The sequence below is a fragment of the Streptomyces sp. NPDC086147 genome (genome assembly GCF_040702165.1).
Taxonomy (GTDB): domain Bacteria; phylum Actinomycetota; class Actinomycetes; order Streptomycetales; family Streptomycetaceae; genus Streptomyces.
Map to the genome: position 1 here is coordinate 1 of NZ_JBFBJO010000001.1, position 18,673 is coordinate 18,673.

Here is an 18,673-nt window from a genome sequence, read left to right on the forward strand (position 1 = left end):
AGATCATTCCCGAACGACGCCGTCTCCGACGTGAACCGATCCCCCGTGAGCTGCATACCATCACCCGAATCACCCGCAAAACGAATGATCACCCGATCGAGTCGACGGACTTCCTTCGCGTTGCCGTCGTGGGGCGTGGCCGGGGCGCCTCTCTGCTCCCCGAGCAGGGCCTCGCCGGCCTCGCTGCTGACCTGGCTGGTCACTGAACTGGACCTCCCTCGTGGCAAGGGGACTCTCCGCCGGAGGCGGGGAGGAGCTCGGGGCGCGGTCGGCCGATCACCGTCCGTCCCGTTGCCCACCCTACGACGGCGGGGTCGAGTCTCCCTGGACTTCTTGCATCATGGACCGCTTTTCGAGATCCGTTCTGTCAGGATTCGTCACGCTGTGCCACTGTCCGAAGTGCTACGGAAGGTCTGATTCCGGTTTTTTGTCGTTTCAGGGTCGCCTAAGGACCCCCTAAGGCCCCGCGAGCCCCGCCCGTGAGTCCGCCCGCGAGCCTGCCCTCGGGACCTCTCGGGGCGTTCTCAGGACCTCAGGTACGTCAACACGGCGAGTACCCGTCGATGATCGCCGTCACTCGGCGAGAGCCCCAGCTTCAGGAAGATGTTGCTGATGTGCTTCTCCACCGCGCCGTCGCTCACGACCAGCGCCTTCGCGATCGCCGAGTTCGTCCGCCCCTCCGCCATCAGGCCCAGGACCTCCCGCTCGCGCGGGGTCAGGTTCGCCAGGACGTCCTGCTGCCGGCTGCGGCCGAGCAACTGCTGCACGACCTCCGGGTCCAGGGCCGTGCCGCCCCCGGCGACCCGGACGACCGCGTCCACGAACTCGCGGACCTCCGCGACCCGGTCCTTCAGGAGGTAGCCCACGCCCCGGCTGGAACCGGCCAGGAGCTCGGTGGCGTACTGCTCCTCCACGTACTGCGACAGGACGAGGACCCCGAGCCCCGGGTGGTCCTTGCGCAGCCGCACCGCCGCCCGCACGCCCTCGTCCGTGTGGGTCGGCGGCATCCGCACGTCCGCCACCACCACGTCCGGCAGCGCCCCCTCGGCCGCGAGCTTCCCCACCGTCTCCACCAGCGCCTCGCCGTCGCCGACCTTGGCGACGACCTCGTGCCCCAGGTCGGTCAGGAGCCGGGTCAGCCCCTCCCGGAGCAGTACCGAATCCTCGGCGATGACCACCCGCACCCGCTCCGCCACGTCCCGCTCTCCCACGCCCCACAGCCCCCATGATCAGGTCGTCCGGTCTTCCGTAGGGGCCCAGCATCGCACCCGGGAGCCGGTGCGTGCCCGGGGTCCGTCCGGCGGTTCACGGCCGGGGGCGCGGCCCCGGTCCGCCGCACAGGACCTAAGCCCGCCAGGGCAGTTCGGCCGTTACCGTCGTCGGGCCGCCCGCCGGGGAGTCCACGGTGAGGACCCCGTCCACCGCCCCGACCCGCTCGGAGAGCGTCGCCAGGCTCCGCCCGGCCACCGTCTCCGCGCCACCGACGCCGTCGTCCCCGACCTGGAGCATCAGCCGGTCGCCCGCGCGCCACACGTCGACCCGGGCGCGCCGCGCCCGCGCGTGCTCGGTGACGTTCCGCAGGAGCTCCGAGACGGTGAAGTACGCGATGCCCTCGATGGCCGGGACCGGCCGCGCCGGCAGGTCCACGTCCACCGACACCGGGACCGCGCAGCGCGAGGCCACCGCCGACAGGGCCGCGTCCAGGCCCCGGTCGGTGAGGACGGCCGGGTGGATGCCCCGGGCCAGGTCCCGCAGCTCCTGGAGCGCGAGCTTCACCTCGCCGTGCGCCTCCTCCACCAGGACCGCCGCCGCCTTCGGGTCCTCCGCCAGCCTCTCCTTCGCCAGGCCGAGGTCCATGGCGAGCGCCGAGAGCCGGGCCTGCGCGCCGTCGTGCAGCGCGCGCTCGATGCGCCGCAGGTCGGCGGCGGCGGTGTCCACGAGGACGCCCCGGTCCGACTCCAGCTCCGTCACGCGCGAGGCCGGCCGGGACGGGCCGAGCAGCCCGGCCACCAGGAACCGGTCGACGGCGACGAACCCGCGCAGCAGCCACGGCCCCGCCATCACGAACAGCAGGCCGACCAGGCAGGTCGCCGCGATCTCGAACGGCGAGTCCAGGTAGAGGCCGTGCGTCCCGTCGCCGTACAGCTGGATCCCGTCCTGCCCGACGTACGCGGGGAACGTCCACTGCCACAGCGGATAGGTGAAGAGGCTCCAGCCCCAGCCCCAGAACGCCACCGTCACCGAGAAGGAGAAGACCGCCCACGGCATGTGCACGACCGCGTACAGCAGGTGCCGCCACGAGGCTCCGCTCTTCAACATGGCCCCCATCCACGAGAACGCTCCGCCGGTCCGGCCGCGCACCGGCTCCGGCGCCGTCACGTCGAGGCCGAGCAGCGCCCGCGCCCTGGCCCGCTCCACCGCTCCGAAGCCCCGGCACAGGGCGAGCGCCCCGGCCAGGACCGGCACGCCGAGGAAGGTGATCAGCAGTCCGGCGCCGGTCGAGACGAGGGAGACGGAGAGCGCGAACCAGCAGACGCTCAGCGGGAGTCCGATCAGCACGTATCCGAGGGCGCGCCAGGTGCGGCCCTCGAACGGCGCGCGGATCGCGGCGGGAAGTCGGTGGGAGGGCATGGCGAACGTCCTTCTCTGCTGGCTCTGCTGGCTCTGCTGGTGTTCTGCCGGTGGGCTCGGGGCGGTACGCGTTCCAGGATTCCGTTCCGGCCGGTGCCGGACCATGAGGGGAGTCGGCCTCTGCGGGCGGGGGTTTTCCCCACCCCGGGGCCCGGGAGGCGAGCGGTTACCGCGCGACCGGCCGGTCCCGCCACGGCAGTTCCGCCGTGACCGTCGTCGGGCCGCCCGCCGGGGAGTCCACGACGAGCACGCCGTCGACCGCGCCGAGGCGCTCCCCGAGCCCGGCGAGCCCCGTGCCGCCGTCGAGGCGCGCCCCGCCGGTGCCGTCGTCCTCGACCCGGAGCATCAGCCGGTCGCCCGCCCGCCACACCTCCACGGAGGCGGACCGGGCGCGGGAGTGCTTGGAGACGTTCTGGAGCAGCTCCGACACCGTGAAGTACGCGATGCCCTCGATGGCCTCGGCCGGCCGCTCGGCCAGGTCGACGTCGACCCGCACCGGGACCGTGCAGCGCGCGGAGACCGAGGACAGGGCGGCGCCGAGGCCCCGGTCGGTGAGGACGGCCGGGTGGATGCCCCGGGCCAGGTCCCGCAGCTCCTGGAGCGCGAGCTTCACCTCGCCGTGCGCCTCGTCGACCATCGCGGCGGCGGCCTCCGGGTCGTCGAGGAGCTTCTCCTTGGCCAGGCCGAGCCCCATCGCGAGGGCGACGAGCCGGGCCTGCGCGCCGTCGTGCAGATCGCGCTCGATGCGCCGCAGGTCGGCGGCGGCGGTGTCGACGACCACGCCCCGGTCCGTCTCCAGCTCGACGATCCGCCGCTCCAGCTCGTCGGAGGGCGAGAGCAGCCCCCGGACCATGCCCCGGTCGGCGCTCGCGAGCAGCCGCGAGACGAAGGGCAGGACGGGCCAGAGGACGAGGAGCGAGACCAGGGTGACCGTGAACGTCAGGATCCCCCATGGCAGTCGGATCAGGTGGTAGAGCTGGGCCCGCCAGGCCACCGGGTCCTTCAGCGCCGACCACAGCCATCCGAAGAAGCCGCCGCGCCGGGGCAGCGGGGACGGCTCCCGGACCGCGACGCCGAGCAGGCCCCGGGCCCGCGCCCGCTCCGACCGGCCGATCAGCCGGGCGCCGCCGAGACCGAGGGCGAGCAGCGGCAGGCCGATCACGGTGACCGAGAGGCCCACGCCGAGCAGGACGCTCACCACCGCGTAGACGAAACCGACCAGCGCCGTGACCAGGTTGGAGAGGAGGAAGGCGATCTCCTTCCAGGTCTCCTTCCCGTAGGCGGTGCGGGGGCGCGCCGGGACGGCGGCGGAACCCGTGGAAGAGGCGGCTGCAGAGCCGGCGGCGGAGTCGTGATCGGCGCTCATGGGCCCCAGGGTGCCCGGCGCGGCTCGTGCGCCGCCATGGGGGAGGTGGGCCGGTGGGGGAGGGGGTTAACCCCACCGGAACCGGCCACCGCGACTGCTTACGGTCCCTTTAGCAGGGCCTAGACTCGCGTGCGTACAGAACAGAAGTGACTCATGGGGCACCTGGACCGAGGGGTGGACGTGCGGGAACCGACCGTCGTCGCGGCCGACGCGGCGGACTACTTCCAGACGTACTCCGTCGTCGGCCTGCTCGCCGTCGTCGGCGTGCTCTTCGTCGCCGTGGCGTTCGGCGCCGGCCGGCTGCTCCGGCCCGTCGTGCCGACGCCCGAGAAGCTCCTCACGTACGAGTGCGGCGTCGACCCCGTGGGGGAGGGCTGGGCGCACACCCAGGTCCGCTACTACGTGTACGCCTTCCTCTACGTGATCTTCGCCGTCGACTCGATCTTCCTCTTCCCCTGGGCGACGGTCTTCGCCGCGCCCGGCTACGGCGCCACGACCCTGGTCGAGATGTTCGTCTTCCTCGGCTTCCTGGCCGTGGGGCTGCTCTACGCGTACAAGAAGGGCGTCCTGACATGGACGTAACACCCGGAGTCCCCGGAACCGCCGCCGAGCCCGTGGCCCTGCCCGCTCCGAAGCTGGGACCGCTCGCCCGGCTGGCCCCCGAACCGATGAAGGTGGTCCTCAACTGGGGCCGCCGCTACAGCCTGTGGGTCTTCAACTTCGGACTCGCCTGCTGCGCGATCGAGTTCATCGCCGCGTCGATGGCCCGGCACGACTTCATCCGCCTCGGCGTGATCCCCTTCGCGCCCGGCCCGCGCCAGGCCGATCTGATGATCGTCTCGGGCACGGTGACGGACAAGATGGCACCGGCCGTGAAGCGCCTCTACGAGCAGATGCCCGAGCCGAAGTACGTCATCTCCTTCGGCGCCTGCTCCAACTGCGGCGGCCCGTACTGGGACTCGTACTCCGTGACGAAGGGCGTCGACCAGATCATCCCGGTCGACGTGTACGTGCCGGGGTGCCCGCCCCGGCCCGAGGCGCTGCTCCAGGGCATCCTCAAGCTCCAGGAGAAGATCGCCCGGGAGAGCCTCGCGGAGCGCTACGGACGGTCCGCGTCGGTGCCGGAGCTGACGAGCCCGCTGACGCCCCCGCCGGGAGGCACGGCATGAACGCGTACGACGGCCTCCCCGACGCGGTGACGGAGATCTTCGGCGAGGAGGCGACGGCGGAACGGGCGTACGACCTGCTGACCGTCGACGTCCCGCCGTCCTCCTGGATCACCGCCCTGACCACGGCCCGCGACGAGCTGGGCTGCACCTACTTCGACTGGCTGAGCGCGGTCGACGAGCCGGGCACCGGGTTCCGCGTCTGCGCGCACGTGGCGTCCCTCGGCGGGGGCCGCCCGCGCCGCCTCCTGGTCCGCACGACGGTCCCGCACTCCGCGCCCGTCCTCCCCACGGCGGTGGAGGTGTACGCGGGCACGGGCTGGCACGAGCGCGAGACCCACGAGATGTTCGGCGTGGACTTCACGGGCCACCCGAACCCGGCCCCGCTCCTCCTCCCCGAGAACTTCGAGGGCCACCCGCTGCGCAAGGACTTCGTCCTCGCGGCCCGGGTCGCCAAGGCGTGGCCGGGCGCGAAGGAGCCGGGCGAGTCCCACGACGGCGGCCCCAAGCGCCGCCAGATGCTCCCCCCGGGCGTCCCGGACCCCAACGAATGGGGCCCCCTCAAGGGCCAGCTCCCCCCGGCCCCCACCCGAGCCGAACGCCCGGCCCGCCGCACCCGCACGACGACGGAGACGACCCCGGCCGACCCGACGACGACACCTCCGGTACGCCGTGCGCGGTCGGCTTCGGAGGGCTCGGCGAGCCAGGAGGGGGCGGCTGCTCCGGTACGCCGTACCCGCTCGGCTTCGGAGGGTTCGGCGAGCCAGTCGGGGGACGCGACGGCGGCCGAGGCAGGAGACGCGACGGCGGGCACCCCGCCCGAGGCGCCGCGCCCGCCGCGCCGCTCCCGTTCCGCCTCGGACGGCTCCGCGAGCCAGACGGCGGCTCCGGACGCGGCGGCGCGCCCCCCGCGCCGCTCCCGCTCGGCGTCCGACGGCTCGGTGAGCCAGACGCCCCAGGAGCCGCCGGCCCCCCGGCACACCCGCAGCACGGACGCCCCCTGGCACCACGCCCGCCCGGCCTTCGACGAGGAATCGGCGGAGCCGGACACCCCGGCGGCCCCGGCCACTCCGGAGACCCGGACCGAGCCCGCTGCTCCGACGGAACCGGCCGCTCCGGAGATCCCGGACACCCCGGCGGAACCGGCCACCGCCACCGAGCCGGCCACCGCCACCGAGCCGGCCACCGCCACCGAGCCCACCACCCCGACGGAGCCCGGCACCGGCCCCGACCCGGCCCCCGGCCCCGACCCGGCCTCCAAGTCCGACACGGACCCCGACGTCCCTGACGCCCCCGACCCCGACGGGCCCGGCAACGGAAAGCCCGCCGACCCCACCCACCCCGCCGGAGGCGATCCCGCGTGAACGACGTACTCGACGTCGCCCTCCGGCTCCTCGTCGTCTTCGCCGTCTTCCTCGTGCTGCCCCTCGTCGTCGGCCAGACCGAGCACAAGGTCATGGCCCACATGCAGGGCCGCCTCGGCCCCATGTACGCCGGCGGCTTCCACGGCTGGGCCCAGCTCGTCGCCGACGGCGTGAAGTTCGCGCAGAAGGAGGACGTGGTCCCGAAGGACGCCGACCGGCGGGTCTTCCAGCTCGCGCCGGCCGTCGCCCTCCTCCCGTACCTCCTCGTCCTCGTCGCGATCCCGGTCGGCCCGGAGGAAGGGGCCGTCGGCCAGGTCGTCGACGCCGGCATCTTCTTCGTGCTCGCCGTGATGGGCGTCGGCGTCCTCGGCAGCCTCATGGCCGGCTGGGCGTCCGCGAACAAGTTCTCGCTGCTCGGCGGTCTGCGGACCGCCGCCCAGCTCCTCGCGTACGAGCTCCCGATGCTCCTCGCCGCCGCCTCCGTCGCGATGGCCGCCGGCACCGTCTCCCTCCCCGGCATCCTGAACGCCTTCGAGTGGTGGTGGCTGCCCTGGCAGATCGTCGGCGCGCTCGTCTTCTTCGTGGCCGGCCTCGCCGAGCTCCAGCGGCCGCCGTTCGACATGCCGGTCGCCGACTCGGAGATCATCTTCGGCGCGTACACCGAGTACACCGGCCTCCGCTTCGCGCTCTTCCTGCTCGCCGAGTACGCCGGCATCGTCGTCCTCTGCGGCCTCACCACCGTCCTCTTCCTCGGCGGCTGGCACGGCCCCCTCGGCGCCGACGGCCTCGGCTGGGTCTGGACCCTCCTGAAGACCGCCGTCCTCGCCTTCGTCGTCATCTGGCTGCGGGTCAGCTACCCGCGCCTGCGCGAGGACCAGCTCCAGCGCCTCGCCTGGACGACGCTCGTCCCGCTCGCCCTCGCGCAGATCGCGCTCACCGGCATCGTGAAGGTGGCGATCCAGTAATGGCACCGATTCCAGGTTCCGGCCTCGCCAAGGGCCTCGCCGTCACCCTCCGCACGATGACGAGGAAGACCGTCACCGCGCAGTACCCCGACGTGCAGCCCGAACTCCCGCCCCGCACCCGCGGGGTCATCGGCCTGTTCGAGGAGAACTGCACGGTCTGCATGCTCTGCGCCCGCGAGTGCCCCGACTGGTGCATCTACATCGACTCCCACAAGGAGACGGTGCCGCCCGCCGCCCCCGGCGGCCGCGAGCGCAGCCGGAACGTCCTCGACCGCTTCGCCATCGACTTCGCGCTCTGCATGTACTGCGGCATCTGCATCGAGGTGTGCCCCTTCGACGCGCTGTTCTGGTCGCCCGAGTTCGAGTACGCGGAGACCGACATCCACGAGCTGACGCACGAGCGCGACAAGCTCCGCGAGTGGATGTGGACGGTCCCGGAACCGCCCGCGCTCGACCCGCGCGCGGAGGAACCGAAGGAGATCGCCGCCGCCCGCAAGGCGGCGGAGAAGGCGGCGGCCGCGGCGGCCGCCGAGGGGGAACAGCGGTGATCCTGACAGCGGTACACACGGCACAGCAGCAGGCCGCGCAAGGCCACGGCTTCCTCTCGCCCACCGGCGTCGAGATCGCCTTCCTCCTCGTCGGCCTCGTCACCCTCGGCGCCGCCGTCGTCACCGTCACCACCCGCCAGTTGGTGCACGCCGCCCTCTGGCTGGTCGTGGCCCTCGGCGGGCTCGCCGTCGAGTACCTGCTCCTGACCGCCGAGTTCATCGCCTGGGTCCAGGTGCTGATCTACGTCGGCTCCGTCGTCGTCCTCCTCCTCTTCGGCCTCATGCTCACCAAGGCCCCCATCGGCCGCTCCCCGGACACGGACTCGGGCAACCGCCCGGTCGCCCTCGCCGTGGCCCTGGCCGCCGCGGCCGCGCTCGTCTGGGTGGTCGTCGACGCGTTCCGCACGACCTGGATCGACCTGGACGGCGCCGTGCAGGGCTCCACCGAGGTCACCGGCTCGATCCTCTTCCGGCACTGGGTGCTGCCCTTCGAGGCGCTGTCCGTGCTCCTCCTGGCCGCCCTGGTCGGCGCCATCGTGCTCTCCCGGAAGAAGAAGGAGGGGGAGCGCTGATGCACCTCGCCTACCCGGCCGTCCTCGCCGCCCTCCTCTTCTGCACCGGCCTCTACGGCGTCCTCGCCCGCCGCAACGCGATCCTCGTCCTGATGTCCGTCGAGCTGATGCTCAACGCCGTCAACCTCAACCTCGTCGCCTTCGACGTCTGGCTCCGCGACGCCCTCCACGCCGGCCAGGCCCTCACCCTCTTCACCATCGCCGTCGCCGCCGCGGAGATCGGCATCGGCCTCGCGATCGTCCTGATGGTCCACCGCAACCGCGGCACCTCGGACGTCGACCGCCTCCGCGACACGGCGGAGAACCCGCATCCGGACGCGGACCCGGACCCGGGCAGGGACAAGACATCCGACGAGAAGGCCGAGGCCGCCGCGTGACCACCACCAGCCTCGCCGTCCTCGTCCCCCTCCTCCCCTTCCTCGGCTCCGCCGCCGGCCTCCTCCTCGGCCGCACCGCCCCCGGCTTCGTCCGCCCCCTCGCCGTCCTCCCGACCCTCGCCGCCGCCGTCCTGGCCGTGCTCGTGGCGGTCCGCCAGGGCGGCGGGAAGGCGATCGACGCCGCCACCCAGCTCACCCCCACCGGCTCGGTCCCGATCGACCTGGCCCTGCACGTCGACGGCTTCGCCGCCCTCGTCGCCGTACTCGTCGGCGTGGTCGCCACCTGCGTGCAGATCTACTCGACCGGCTACCTCCGCGACGACCCGCGCTACCCCTCGTACGCCGCGCTCGTCTCCCTCTTCACCGCCGCGATGCTCCTCGTCGTCTACTCCGGCGACCTGATGGTGCTCCTGGTCGGCTGGGAGGTCATGGGCATCTGCTCGTACTTCCTCGTCGGCCACTACTGGGAGACCCCCGAGGCCCGGTCCGCCTCCCTCAAGGCCTTCCTCGTCACCAAGCTCGGCGACGTGCCCTTCCTCATCGGGCTGTTCGCGCTCGCCGTCGACGCCGGCACCTTCCGGATCACCGGGGTCCTCGGCGCCGTCGCGACCGGCGGCCTCGACCATCCCACCCTGATCGCGCTGCTGCTGCTCGCCGGCGTCGCGGGCAAGTCCGCGCAGTTCCCGCTGCACACCTGGCTCCCGGACGCCATGGCCGGTCCCACCCCCGTCTCCGCGCTCATCCACGCGGCGACGATGGTCGCCGCCGGCGTCTACTTCACGGCCCGGCTGCTTCCCGTCTTCGCGGCCTCCGCCGCCGCGATGACCGTCCTCGCCGTGATGGCCGCGATCACGATGGTCGGCTCGGCGCTCGCCGCGCTCGCCCAGGACGACATCAAGCGGGTCCTCGCCTACTCGACGATCGGCCAGCTCGGCTACATGGCCGGGGCCCTCGCCGTCGGCGACCGGGGCGCCGCCGTCTTCCACCTCCTCTCGCACGCCGCCTTCAAGGCGCTGCTCTTCCTCGCCGCCGGGGTGGTCATCCACGCCGCCGGTACGAACTCGCTGACCGCCATGTCCCGCATGAGCGGCCTGGCGAAGCGGATCCCGGACGCGTACTGGACGACGACCGTCGCCCTCCTCGCCCTCGCCGCGATCCCGCCCTTCGCCGGCTTCTTCTCCAAGGAGGCCGTCCTGGTGGCCGCCGAGCACACCGCGCTCGGGGACCGGACCGTCGCCCCCGCCGGAGCCGGCTGGACCGTCCTCGTGGCGGGCCTCCTGACCGCCCTCCTCACCGCCGCCTACGCCCTCCGCCTCTGGCTGCGCGCCTTCCGGGGCCGCGGCGCGGAGGCTCCGGACCACGGACGCCAGCCGATCGCCATGACCTCCGTCCTGTGGGTCCTGGCCGTCCCCTCCCTCGGCTTCGGCCTGACCGTCCGGTACCTCCCCGAGTGGTTCGACGGGAACGAACTCGCCCCGACCCTCACCACCGCCGTCCTCGGCACCGGCCTCGCCGTCGCCGGAGCCGCCGTCACCTACGCGGTCTGGCGCACGCTCGCCGCCCGGGCCCCCGTCGTCCCCACCCAGCACGTCGCCCACCCGGACGCCGAAGCGGGCCTGGTCGAGGCCGAGGCGCTGCACCTGCCGCAGCCCGGCGAGGACCCGGCCGACCCGGGCCGCGTCCTCCTCGGACGCCTGTACCGCCCCGCCGCCGACGGCTTCCACCTGGACGCCGTCTACCGCGCCGCCTTCGTCCGCCCCGTACTCGCCGCCGCCTCCCTGGTCCGCTTCCTGGACCGCGAGGTCGTCGAGACGTACGTCCGGGGCGCCGCCGGTTCGGCCAAGGGCCTGGGGTGGCTCGTCCGCCGCGCCCAGACCGGCAACCTCCAGACCTATCTGAGCGCCCTGCTCGCCGGCTCCGTCGTCCTGGCGATCGCCGCAGTCGCCCTCGCCAACGCCGTCGCCGGAGCGTGAGCCGTGATCGACCTCAACGAAACCGTGATGCAGTTCCTCCTGGTACTGATCGTCGCCGGCCCGCTCCTCGGCGCCGTCGCCGCCCTCCTCCCGGCCCCGCCCGGACTGAAGGGGAAGTCGCCCGACCAGGCCGTCCTGCGCCACGGCGTCACCGTCACCGGCGCGATCCTGCTCGCCGCGATCGTCCTCGCGCTCGGCTTCGACCACGACCACCCGTCGAGGACGCAGGCCACGACGGACATCGGCTGGATCAGGGCACTGGACGTGCGCATCCACCTCGGTGTCGACGGCATCTCCCTGCCCCTCCTGGTCCTGACCGCCCTCCTGGGCTTCCTCTGCGCGCTCCACAGCTACTTCAAGACGCCGAGCGGGCCCTCCCCCAAGGCCTTCGTCGCCCTGCTCCTCGTCCTGGAGTCCGGCACCCTCGCCACCTTCGCCGTCCTCGACCTCGTCCTGTTCTTCCTGGCCTTCGAGACGGTCCTCATCCCGATGTACTTCCTCATCGCCCGCTGGGGCGGCGAGGGCAGGCGCGCCGCCTCCTGGAAGTTCGTCCTCTACACGCTGCTCGGCTCCGTCGTCATGCTGCTCGGCCTGCTCCTCGTCGGCGTGAAGGCGGGCACGTTCGACATGGTGGCGCTCGCCGCCGGCAACGGCCGGGGACTGACCACGTCCGTGCAGGTCACCGCCGTCCTCGCGATCGGGCTCGGGCTCGCCGTGAAGACCCCGATGTGGCCGCTGCACAGCTGGCTCCCGGACGCCCACACCGCCGCCCCCACCGTCGGCTCCGTCCTCCTCGCCGGCGTCCTGCTCAAGATGGGCACGTACGGGTTCGTCCGGATCGTCCTGCCGATCGCGCCCGACGGCATGCGGACCTTCGCCCCGTACCTCGCCGCCTTCGCCGTCGCCGGGATCGTCTACGGCTCGCTCGCCTGCCTCGCCCTCGCGCGCCCCGGCGCCAAGGGCGACCTCAAGCGCCTCATCGCGTACTCCTCCGTCGGCCACATGGGCTTCGTGCTCCTCGGCATCGCCTCCATGACCCCCACCGGGGTCAACGGCGCGCTCTTCGCCAACGTCGCCCACGGCCTCGTCACCGGACTGCTCTTCTTCCTGGTCGGCGCGGTCAAGGACCGGTACGGCACCGCCGACCTCGACACCCTCGCCGGCGCCACCGGGGCAGCCCTCTACGGCCGCGCGCCCCGCCTCGGCGCCCTCCTCGCCTTCGCCGCCGTCGCCTCCCTCGGCCTGCCCGGCCTGGCCGGCTTCTGGGGCGAGATGCTGGCCCTCTTCGGCGCCTTCGACCCGGCCGAGGGCCTCAGCCGCCCCGCCTTCCTCACCTTCACGGCGATCGGCGCCTTCGGCACCCTGCTGACCGCCGCGTACCTCCTGATCGTCGTCCGCCGCGTCTGCATGGGCGGCCCCCGGCCCGCCGGGGAGACCCCGATCGCCGACGTCCAGGGGTACGAGTTCGCCGCCTGGACCCCGCTCGTCGCCCTCACCGTCCTCGCCGGACTCTGGCCCGCCGTCCTCCTCGGCCTCACCGACCCGGCCGTCCAGAAGCTCCTCGCCGGAGGCACCCAGTGACGTCGCAGCTCGTCCAGTCCGTCGACTGGCTCACGATCGCGCCCCCCGTCCTCACGGCCGCGGTCGCCCTCGCCGTCCTCGTCGCCGACCTCTTCCTCCCGCCGGAGCGCAAGCGGCTCCTCGGCTGGACCGCGATCGGCGGCCTCACCGCCGCCCTCGCCCTCCTCGTCCCGCTGCGGGCCGGCGACCGCTCCACCTTCTGCCTCACCCCCGACACCCGGGTCACGGCGTGCAGCTACACCGCCGACCACTTCACCCTCGTCGTCCAGCTCCTCGTCCTCGGCGGGGCGCTCCTCACCGCGCTGCTCTCCCTGGACGAGACCCGCGAGCGGCTCCCGGCCGGCGAGTACTGGTTCCTGCTGCTCTCCTCCGCCGCCGGAGCCGCCCTGCTGCCCGCCTCCCGGGACCTCGCGACCCTCGTCGTCGCCCTGGAGGTGGCCTCCCTGCCCGCCTTCGCGCTCGTCGGCCTCAAGCGCGGCGACCGCATGTCCGGCGAGGCCGCCCTCAAGTTCTTCCTCTCCTCCGTCACCGCCACCGCCGTCACCCTGCTCGGCGCGAGCTTCGTGTACGCGACGACCGGCACCCTCCACCTCACGGAGATCGCCCAGCGCCTCGACGAGGTCCCCGGGCAGTTCCAGACCCTCGCCGAGGCGGGCGTCGCCCTCACCCTCGTCGGCTTCGCCTTCAAGACGGCCGCCGTCCCCTTCCACTTCTGGGTCCCGGACACCTACGTCGGCGCCCCGCTGCCCGTCGCCGCCTACCTCTCCGTGGTCGGCAAGGCCGTCGGCTTCACCGGCCTGATCCTGGTGACCGTCGTCGCCTTCCCCTCGTACGCGGACGTGTGGGGCCCGGCGCTCGCCGTCCTCGCCGCGCTCACCATGACCGCGGGGAACGTCGCCGCCCTGCGCCAGTCCTCCACGCGCGCGTGGAGCGCGGTCCGGCTGCTCGCCTGGTCCTCCGTCGCCCAGGCGGGCTACCTCCTGGTGCCGATCGCGGCCGCCGCGTACTCCGGGAACGACCAGATCGGCGCCACCGTCGCGTACGCCCTGATGTACGCCGTCGTGAACCTCGGTGCCTTCGCGGTCGTCGCGCTCGTCGCGCGCGTGCGCCCCCGGAACCGGATCGAGGACTACCGCGGCCTGTACGCGGCGAACCCCGCCGCCGCCCTCGCGCTCGCCTTCTTCCTCCTGAATCTGGCCGGTTTGCCCCCGGGTATCATCGGCCTCTTCGCCAAGGTGACCGTCTTCTCGGCGGCCGTCGACGCGGGCCTGGGCTGGCTGGCCGTGGTCATGGCGCTCAACGTCGTGATCGCGCTGTACTACTACCTCCGCTGGACGGCCCTGCTCTTCCGCACCCCGGAAGGAGCACCTGGAGAGGCCCCGGAAGGCGCTCCGGAAGGCGCCCCGGAGGGCGGCGTCGCCCTCCGCCGGCCCTCCGCGCCGATCACCCTGGCGATCGCGCTGACCACCGCGGCCGGAGCGGTCCTGTCGGGCTACCCGCAGTTCGCCCTCCGCTTCGCGGCGAACGGCCTCTTCTGATCCCCACCCGAGCAGAACCTAGGAGCAGGACCCCGTGCTGAACGGATTCAAGGACTTCATACTTCGCGGGAATGTCATCTCGATGGCCATCGGTCTGGCCGTCGGAACGGCGTTCACCTCCGTCGTCACGGGCTTCAGCAAGGCCTTCATCACCCCCCTCATCGGTCTCGCGACCGGCACCGTCGGCAACTTCAACGACGCGACGTTCCACATCGGCGGGACGGTCTTCCCCTACGGCCTGGCCATCTCGGCGACCATCGCCTTCGTCATCACCGCGGCGGTCCTCTACTTCCTGATCGTCGTCCCCATGACGGGCATCCAGCACAAGTTCGCCAAGGAAGAGGCCGCCGACCCCAAGTCGGAGAAGCGCGACTGCCCCCACTGCTACAGCGAGATCCCGGCCATCGCCTCCCGCTGCGCCTTCTGCACCGGCGAGGTCGAGCCCGTCGGCACCCTCCTGGAGAAGGTCGAGCTCCCGGCCCCCCGCTGATCACCCGAACGGCCCACACGGACACCCCGGCGCGGCCGGGGAACCCGAACCTCCCGCCTGGCGTTGACCAGTACGGAAGGGTCCACTGGACGAGTGGACCACCACGAAGAAAAGGGTTCCCCTGCCGCACCACTTGGAGGGCGTACCGTGCACCGCCGGCACAACGGGCTGAGGACCGCCGTACTCCTCGGAGGGCTCTCGGCCCTCATCATCGTCATCGGCAGCTTCTTCGGGCGCACGGGACTGATCGTCGCGCTCGTCGTGGCGCTCGGCACCAACGCGTACGCGTACTGGAACAGCGACAAGCTGGCGCTGCGGGCCATGCGCGCCCGCCCGGTCAGCGAGTTCGAGGCGCCCGCGCTCTACCGGATGGTGCGCGAGCTCTCCACGCAGGCGCGCCAGCCCATGCCCCGGCTCTACATCTCGCCGACCCAGGCGCCCAACGCCTTCGCCACCGGCCGCAACCCGCGCAACGCCGCGGTCTGCTGCACCGAGGGCATCCTCGCCCTCCTGGACGAGCGCGAGCTGCGCGGGGTCATCGGCCACGAGCTGAGCCACGTCTACAACCGGGACATCCTGATCTCGTCGGTCGCCGGAGCGCTCGCCTCCGTGATCATGTTCCTGGTCAACTTCGCCTGGCTGATCCCGGTCGGCCGCTCCAACGACGACGACGGCCCCGGACTGCTCGGCATGCTGCTGATCATGATCCTGGGCCCGATCGCCGCCTCGGTCATCCAGCTCGCCATCTCCCGCTCCCGGGAGTACGAGGCCGACGCCTCCGGCGCCCAGCTCACCGGCGACCCGCTCGCCCTGGCGGGCGCCCTGCGGAAGCTGGAGGCCGGCACCAAGCAGCTGCCGCTGCCGCCCGAGCCCCGGATCGAGACCGCGAGCCACATGATGATCGCGAACCCGTTCCGGCCCGGCCAGGGCCTCTCCAAGATGTTCTCCACCCACCCGCCGATGGCCGAACGCATCGCCCGGCTCGAACAGATGGCAGGTCGACGCCCGTGAAGACGATCCTGAACGTCATTTGGCTGATCCTGTGCGGATTCTGGATGTTCCTGGGCTACATGCTCGCGGGACTCCTGCTCTGCATCACGATCATCGGCATCCCCTTCGGGCTCGCCGCCTTCCGCATCGGCGTCTACGCCCTGTGGCCCTTCGGCAAGACGGTTGTCGACCGCCGCGACGCGGGCGCGCCCTCCTGCGTGGGCAACGTCCTGTGGCTGATCCTCGCCGGCTGGTGGCTGGCGCTCGGCCACATCACCACCGGCATCGCCCTCTGCATCACGATCATCGGCATCCCGCTGGGCATCGCGAACTTCAAGCTGATCCCGGTCTCGCTGCTGCCCCTGGGCAAGGAGATCGTCTCCACGGACAGGGCCGCGGGCGTCCACGTCCCCCAGAGCTACTGACCGGACTACGGAATCCCGGTCTCTCGCAAGGTGACGTTGAGCCGCCCCTTCAATCCGAGACCGGGCTCGGCGGTCCCGGGAAACACCCGGGGCACCCCGTGGTGCGCCCACCGGGAGGGACCGCCGAAGACGAACAGGTCCCCGGAGGCCAGCTCGACGTCCCGGTAGGGCCGCCCCCGATCCTCCGCGTTCCCGAAGCGGAACACGCACCGGTCCCCGAGGCTCAGCGACACCACCGGCGCCCCGGAGCGCTCCTCCCGGTCCTGGTGCATCCCCATCCGCGCCTCCGGCGCGTAGAAATTCACGAGCGCGGTGTCGGGCGCGAAGCCACCGTGGTCCCCGTAAGCCTCGGCGACGGCCTCCCGCCCGAGCGAGACGAGCCACCCGGGCAGTTCGAGCCCGACGGCGTCGAGATACCGGTACGGCACCCACCGCCGCCCCAGACACAGCGACCGCACCGACATGACGCCCCCGCCCGGCAGCACGGTCCGCCGGTACGGCACGGGCCCGCGCCCCCACTCCCGGCAGGCGTCCACCAGCTCCCGCTGCCGCGAGAACGGCAGCCACGCGGGCACGTGCACGGCCCCGGGCGCCACGACGACCCGTTCCCGGGGGAAGAGCCCCTCACTCACACCAGGACCCCCTCCAGGCCCAGCAGCCGCTCCTTCCGCTCGACCCCGGCGGCATAGCCGCGCAGGGCCCCGTCGGCCCCGATCACCCGGTGGCAGGGCCGCACCACGAGCAGCGGATTACGCCCGATCGCGGTCCCCACGGCCCGCACCCCGGCCCCGGCCGAGCCGACCCGCCGGGCGATCTCCCCGTACGAGACGGTCGCGCCGTACGGCACCTCTTCGAGCGCCCGCCAGACGCGCCGCTGGAACTCCGTCCCGGCGTCCCCGTCGAACTCCACCTCGAACCGCTCCCGCTCCCCGGCGAAGTACTCGCGCAACTGCCCCGCGACCTCCTCGAACGTCTCCGGAGCGCACGTCCACCCGTCCTCGACCACGACGCCCCCCTTCTGCCCCGGCAGGGACAGCGAGCGCAACACGACCCGACCCCCCGGCGAGAGCCGCCCGACGAGCAGCATCTCGCCCAGGGGGCCGTCGACGTACGCGTACACGGTCATGACTGCTTCCTCTCCCGCACGAGCCTTCCACGACCCAGTGTGCGGGCCCGCCGGCCGGGGGGCTGGCGGGATTCGGACACGACCTTCGACGCGGGACTAGCGGTAGTTCACGAACTGGATCGCGAAGTCGAAGTCCTTGCCCTTGAGGAGGGCCTGCACGGCCTGGAGGTCGTCGCGGCTCTTCGAGCTGACCCGCAGCTCGTCGCCCTGGACCTGGGCCTTGACGCCCTTGGGGCCCTCGTCCCGGATGGCCTTCGCGACCTTCTTGGCGTTCTCCTGCGAGATGCCCTCGGTGACCGAGGCGAAGAGCTTGTACTCCTTGCCGGAGAGCTGCGGCTCGCCCTCGACCTCCAGCGACTTGAGCGAGATCCCGCGCTTGATCAGCTTGGACTGGAAGATGTCGAGGATCGCGTTGACCCGCTCCTCGCCGTTCGCCTGCATGAGGATCTTCTCGCCCGACCAGGAGATCGAGGCGTTGGTCCCCTTGAAGTCGTAGCGCTGCGAGATCTCCTTGACGGCCTGGTTGAGGGCGTTGTCGACCTCCTGCCGCTCGACCTTGGAGACGATGTCGAAACTGGAGTCGGCCATGACTCGTGGCTCCTTGCTCGGATGCTGTGGGTTACAGACCGAAGCCTAGGGGGTGCGCCACGGCCCGAACCGCTGATCAATCCGGTGGCGGAGCACCCCGGGGGATCAGGTATTGTTTACGTCGTTGCCAAGGAACACCGCCGAAAAGCGGCTCCACGGCAGCGATCTCATGGCGATGTGCCCGAGCGGCCAATGGGAGCGGACTGTAAATCCGTCGGCTTAGCCTACCCAGGTTCGAATCCTGGCGTCGCCACGCGATGAAGAAGGTCCCCGGTACCCGTACCGGGGACCTTCTCTCGTTGTGCCGGGGGGCGGATCAGTTCCCGGCCACCGACTTCACCGCCACCGGGACCGGCGTCGAGCCCGAGGTCAGTTCCAGGGTGAGGCCGGACGTCGCCGGGGTCTCCAGGAGTTCCGCGAGGACCGTCGCCACGTCGTCGCGGGGAACGTGGCCCCGGCCCGTGCGGGCCTCCAGGCGGACCAGGCCCGTGCCCGCGTCGTTCGTGAGGGCGCCCGGGCGCAGGATCGTCCAGTCCAGGGCCGTACGGGAGCGGATCTCGTCGTCGGCCGAGCCCTTGGCCCGCAGATAGGTGTCGAAGATCTCGTCGCCCGGGTGGGACGCGTCCGCGCCCATCGAGGAGACGACCACGTACCGCCGCACCCCCGCCCGTTCCGCCGCGTCCGCGAAGAGCACCGCGGCCCCCCGGTCCACCGTGTCCTTGCGGTCCGCGCCGCTGCCCGAGCCCGCGCCCGCGGCGAAGACCACCGCGTCGGCGCCCTTCAGGGCGTCGGCGACCATGTGGGACGACGCCGTCTCCAGGTCCAGGACGACGGGTTCGGCACCCGCCTCCCGCAGGTCCGCCGCCTGTTCCGGCCGGCGGATGATCCCCGCCACCTCGTGTCCGCCTGCCGAGAGCAGCCTCTCCAGGCGCAGGGCGATCTGTCCGTGTCCTCCAGCGATGACGATGCGCAT

General features: G+C 72.5%; 20 protein-coding genes, 1 tRNA gene and 1 pseudogene. 14 read left to right on the forward strand and 8 right to left on the reverse strand.

The window, feature by feature from the left end:
• From AB0398_RS00005 to AB0398_RS00020, 4 genes and pseudogenes are all read right to left on the reverse strand, one after another.
• Window positions 1-203 (reverse strand): annotated as a pseudogene (locus tag AB0398_RS00005) (2-oxoglutarate ferredoxin oxidoreductase subunit alpha); the annotation flags it as partial.
• A 321-nt stretch (window positions 204-524) separates the two neighbouring features.
• Entirely contained in the window at window positions 525-1,184 is a 660-nt protein-coding gene (locus AB0398_RS00010) for a response regulator transcription factor (protein WP_366372313.1), read from the reverse strand.
• A 160-nt stretch (window positions 1,185-1,344) separates the two neighbouring features.
• Window positions 1,345-2,631 carry a sensor domain-containing protein gene (locus tag AB0398_RS00015; RefSeq protein WP_366370964.1) on the reverse strand — a complete coding sequence of 429 codons (1,287 nt, stop codon included), beginning with the start codon at window positions 2,629-2,631 and terminating at the stop codon, window positions 1,345-1,347.
• Window positions 2,632-2,797: 166 nt separating this feature from the next.
• Complete coding sequence (locus AB0398_RS00020; RefSeq protein ID WP_366370966.1) at window positions 2,798-3,997, reverse strand: sensor domain-containing protein; 1,200 nt, start codon at window positions 3,995-3,997, stop codon at window positions 2,798-2,800.
• A 153-nt stretch (window positions 3,998-4,150) separates the two neighbouring features.
• Between AB0398_RS00020 and AB0398_RS00025 the strand changes: the two genes are divergently transcribed.
• The 13 genes from AB0398_RS00025 to AB0398_RS00085 all read left to right on the forward strand — a co-directional run bounded on the left by AB0398_RS00025 (window position 4,151) and on the right by AB0398_RS00085 (window position 15,986).
• A complete protein-coding gene (locus AB0398_RS00025) occupies window positions 4,151-4,579 on the forward strand; it encodes an NADH-quinone oxidoreductase subunit A (RefSeq protein ID WP_366370968.1) in 429 nt (142 codons plus the stop codon).
• On the forward strand, window positions 4,570-5,166 hold the full coding sequence (locus tag AB0398_RS00030) for an NADH-quinone oxidoreductase subunit B family protein (RefSeq protein WP_366370969.1): 597 nt from the start codon (window positions 4,570-4,572) through the stop codon (window positions 5,164-5,166). The genes AB0398_RS00025 and AB0398_RS00030 overlap by 10 nt, the downstream gene beginning before the upstream one ends.
• Complete coding sequence (locus tag AB0398_RS00035) at window positions 5,163-6,527, forward strand: NADH-quinone oxidoreductase subunit C (RefSeq protein WP_366370971.1); 1,365 nt, start codon at window positions 5,163-5,165, stop codon at window positions 6,525-6,527. Before AB0398_RS00030 ends, AB0398_RS00035 begins: the two co-directional genes overlap by 4 nt.
• Window positions 6,524-7,492: a complex I subunit 1 family protein gene (locus AB0398_RS00040; RefSeq protein ID WP_366370973.1), complete on the forward strand. Its 969-nt coding sequence runs from the start codon at window positions 6,524-6,526 to the stop codon at window positions 7,490-7,492. Before AB0398_RS00035 ends, AB0398_RS00040 begins: the two co-directional genes overlap by 4 nt.
• Window positions 7,492-8,040 carry an NADH-quinone oxidoreductase subunit I gene (locus AB0398_RS00045; protein ID WP_366370975.1) on the forward strand — a complete coding sequence of 183 codons (549 nt, stop codon included), beginning with the start codon at window positions 7,492-7,494 and terminating at the stop codon, window positions 8,038-8,040. The genes AB0398_RS00040 and AB0398_RS00045 overlap by 1 nt, the downstream gene beginning before the upstream one ends.
• The gene (locus tag AB0398_RS00050; RefSeq protein WP_366370977.1) at window positions 8,037-8,612 is read left to right on the forward strand and encodes an NADH-quinone oxidoreductase subunit J; all 576 of its coding nucleotides are present in this window, start codon (window positions 8,037-8,039) and stop codon (window positions 8,610-8,612) included. The genes AB0398_RS00045 and AB0398_RS00050 overlap by 4 nt, the downstream gene beginning before the upstream one ends.
• Entirely contained in the window at window positions 8,612-8,989 is a 378-nt protein-coding gene (gene nuoK, locus AB0398_RS00055) for an NADH-quinone oxidoreductase subunit NuoK (RefSeq protein WP_366370979.1), read from the forward strand. The genes AB0398_RS00050 and nuoK overlap by 1 nt, the downstream gene beginning before the upstream one ends.
• Window positions 8,986-10,962 carry an NADH-quinone oxidoreductase subunit L gene (locus AB0398_RS00060; protein WP_366370981.1) on the forward strand — a complete coding sequence of 659 codons (1,977 nt, stop codon included), beginning with the start codon at window positions 8,986-8,988 and terminating at the stop codon, window positions 10,960-10,962. Before nuoK ends, AB0398_RS00060 begins: the two co-directional genes overlap by 4 nt.
• A 27-nt stretch (window positions 10,963-10,989) precedes the next feature.
• A complete protein-coding gene (locus AB0398_RS00065; protein ID WP_366372314.1) occupies window positions 10,990-12,543 on the forward strand; it encodes an NADH-quinone oxidoreductase subunit M in 1,554 nt (517 codons plus the stop codon).
• On the forward strand, window positions 12,540-14,081 hold the full coding sequence (locus AB0398_RS00070) for an NADH-quinone oxidoreductase subunit N (RefSeq protein WP_366370983.1): 1,542 nt from the start codon (window positions 12,540-12,542) through the stop codon (window positions 14,079-14,081). The genes AB0398_RS00065 and AB0398_RS00070 overlap by 4 nt, the downstream gene beginning before the upstream one ends.
• Before the next feature lie 34 nt (window positions 14,082-14,115).
• Window positions 14,116-14,571 carry a large conductance mechanosensitive channel protein MscL gene (gene mscL / locus AB0398_RS00075; RefSeq protein WP_366370984.1) on the forward strand — a complete coding sequence of 152 codons (456 nt, stop codon included), beginning with the start codon at window positions 14,116-14,118 and terminating at the stop codon, window positions 14,569-14,571.
• Window positions 14,572-14,718: 147 nt separating this feature from the next.
• Window positions 14,719-15,582: a zinc metalloprotease HtpX gene (gene htpX / locus AB0398_RS00080; protein ID WP_366370986.1), complete on the forward strand. Its 864-nt coding sequence runs from the start codon at window positions 14,719-14,721 to the stop codon at window positions 15,580-15,582.
• Window positions 15,579-15,986 (forward strand): YccF domain-containing protein, encoded by a 408-nt coding sequence (locus AB0398_RS00085; RefSeq protein WP_366370988.1) that lies wholly within the window; start codon window positions 15,579-15,581, stop codon window positions 15,984-15,986. The genes htpX and AB0398_RS00085 overlap by 4 nt, the downstream gene beginning before the upstream one ends.
• A gap of 5 nt (window positions 15,987-15,991) precedes the next feature.
• On the opposite strand, the gene AB0398_RS00090 is transcribed toward AB0398_RS00085, so the two are convergent.
• The 3 genes from AB0398_RS00090 to AB0398_RS00100 all read right to left on the reverse strand — a co-directional run bounded on the left by AB0398_RS00090 (window position 15,992) and on the right by AB0398_RS00100 (window position 17,700).
• Entirely contained in the window at window positions 15,992-16,618 is a 627-nt protein-coding gene (locus tag AB0398_RS00090; protein ID WP_366370990.1) for an alpha-ketoglutarate-dependent dioxygenase AlkB, read from the reverse strand.
• A complete protein-coding gene (locus AB0398_RS00095) occupies window positions 16,615-17,112 on the reverse strand; it encodes a methylated-DNA--[protein]-cysteine S-methyltransferase (RefSeq protein ID WP_366370992.1) in 498 nt (165 codons plus the stop codon). The genes AB0398_RS00090 and AB0398_RS00095 overlap by 4 nt, the downstream gene beginning before the upstream one ends.
• A 96-nt stretch (window positions 17,113-17,208) precedes the next feature.
• Window positions 17,209-17,700 (reverse strand): YajQ family cyclic di-GMP-binding protein, encoded by a 492-nt coding sequence (locus AB0398_RS00100; RefSeq protein ID WP_366370994.1) that lies wholly within the window; start codon window positions 17,698-17,700, stop codon window positions 17,209-17,211.
• A gap of 171 nt (window positions 17,701-17,871) precedes the next feature.
• Between AB0398_RS00100 and AB0398_RS00105 the strand changes: the two genes are divergently transcribed.
• Window positions 17,872-17,953, forward strand: a tRNA-Tyr gene (locus tag AB0398_RS00105).
• A gap of 63 nt (window positions 17,954-18,016) precedes the next feature.
• Here AB0398_RS00105 and AB0398_RS00110 read toward each other — a convergent pair.
• Window positions 18,017-18,673, reverse strand: a complete 657-nt coding sequence (locus AB0398_RS00110) for an SDR family oxidoreductase (protein ID WP_366370996.1) — start codon at window positions 18,671-18,673, stop codon at window positions 18,017-18,019.

Coding starts and splice junctions, on each gene's coding strand:
- AB0398_RS00015 (WP_366370964.1), bottom strand. CDS start 2,631: ATGCCCTCCCACCGACTTCCCGCCGCGATCCGCGCGCCGTTCGAGGGC.
- AB0398_RS00020 (WP_366370966.1), bottom strand. CDS start 3,997: ATGAGCGCCGATCACGACTCCGCCGCCGGCTCTGCAGCCGCCTCTTCC.
- AB0398_RS00025 (WP_366370968.1), top strand. CDS start 4,151: ATGGGGCACCTGGACCGAGGGGTGGACGTGCGGGAACCGACCGTCGTC.
- AB0398_RS00030 (WP_366370969.1), top strand. CDS start 4,570: ATGGACGTAACACCCGGAGTCCCCGGAACCGCCGCCGAGCCCGTGGCC.
- AB0398_RS00035 (WP_366370971.1), top strand. CDS start 5,163: ATGAACGCGTACGACGGCCTCCCCGACGCGGTGACGGAGATCTTCGGC.
- AB0398_RS00045 (WP_366370975.1), top strand. CDS start 7,492: ATGGCACCGATTCCAGGTTCCGGCCTCGCCAAGGGCCTCGCCGTCACC.
- nuoK (WP_366370979.1), top strand. CDS start 8,612: ATGCACCTCGCCTACCCGGCCGTCCTCGCCGCCCTCCTCTTCTGCACC.
- AB0398_RS00065 (WP_366372314.1), top strand. CDS start 10,990: ATGCAGTTCCTCCTGGTACTGATCGTCGCCGGCCCGCTCCTCGGCGCC.
- AB0398_RS00095 (WP_366370992.1), bottom strand. CDS start 17,112: ATGACCGTGTACGCGTACGTCGACGGCCCCCTGGGCGAGATGCTGCTC.
- AB0398_RS00100 (WP_366370994.1), bottom strand. CDS start 17,700: ATGGCCGACTCCAGTTTCGACATCGTCTCCAAGGTCGAGCGGCAGGAG.
- AB0398_RS00110 (WP_366370996.1), bottom strand. CDS start 18,673: ATGCGCATCGTCATCGCTGGAGGACACGGACAGATCGCCCTGCGCCTG.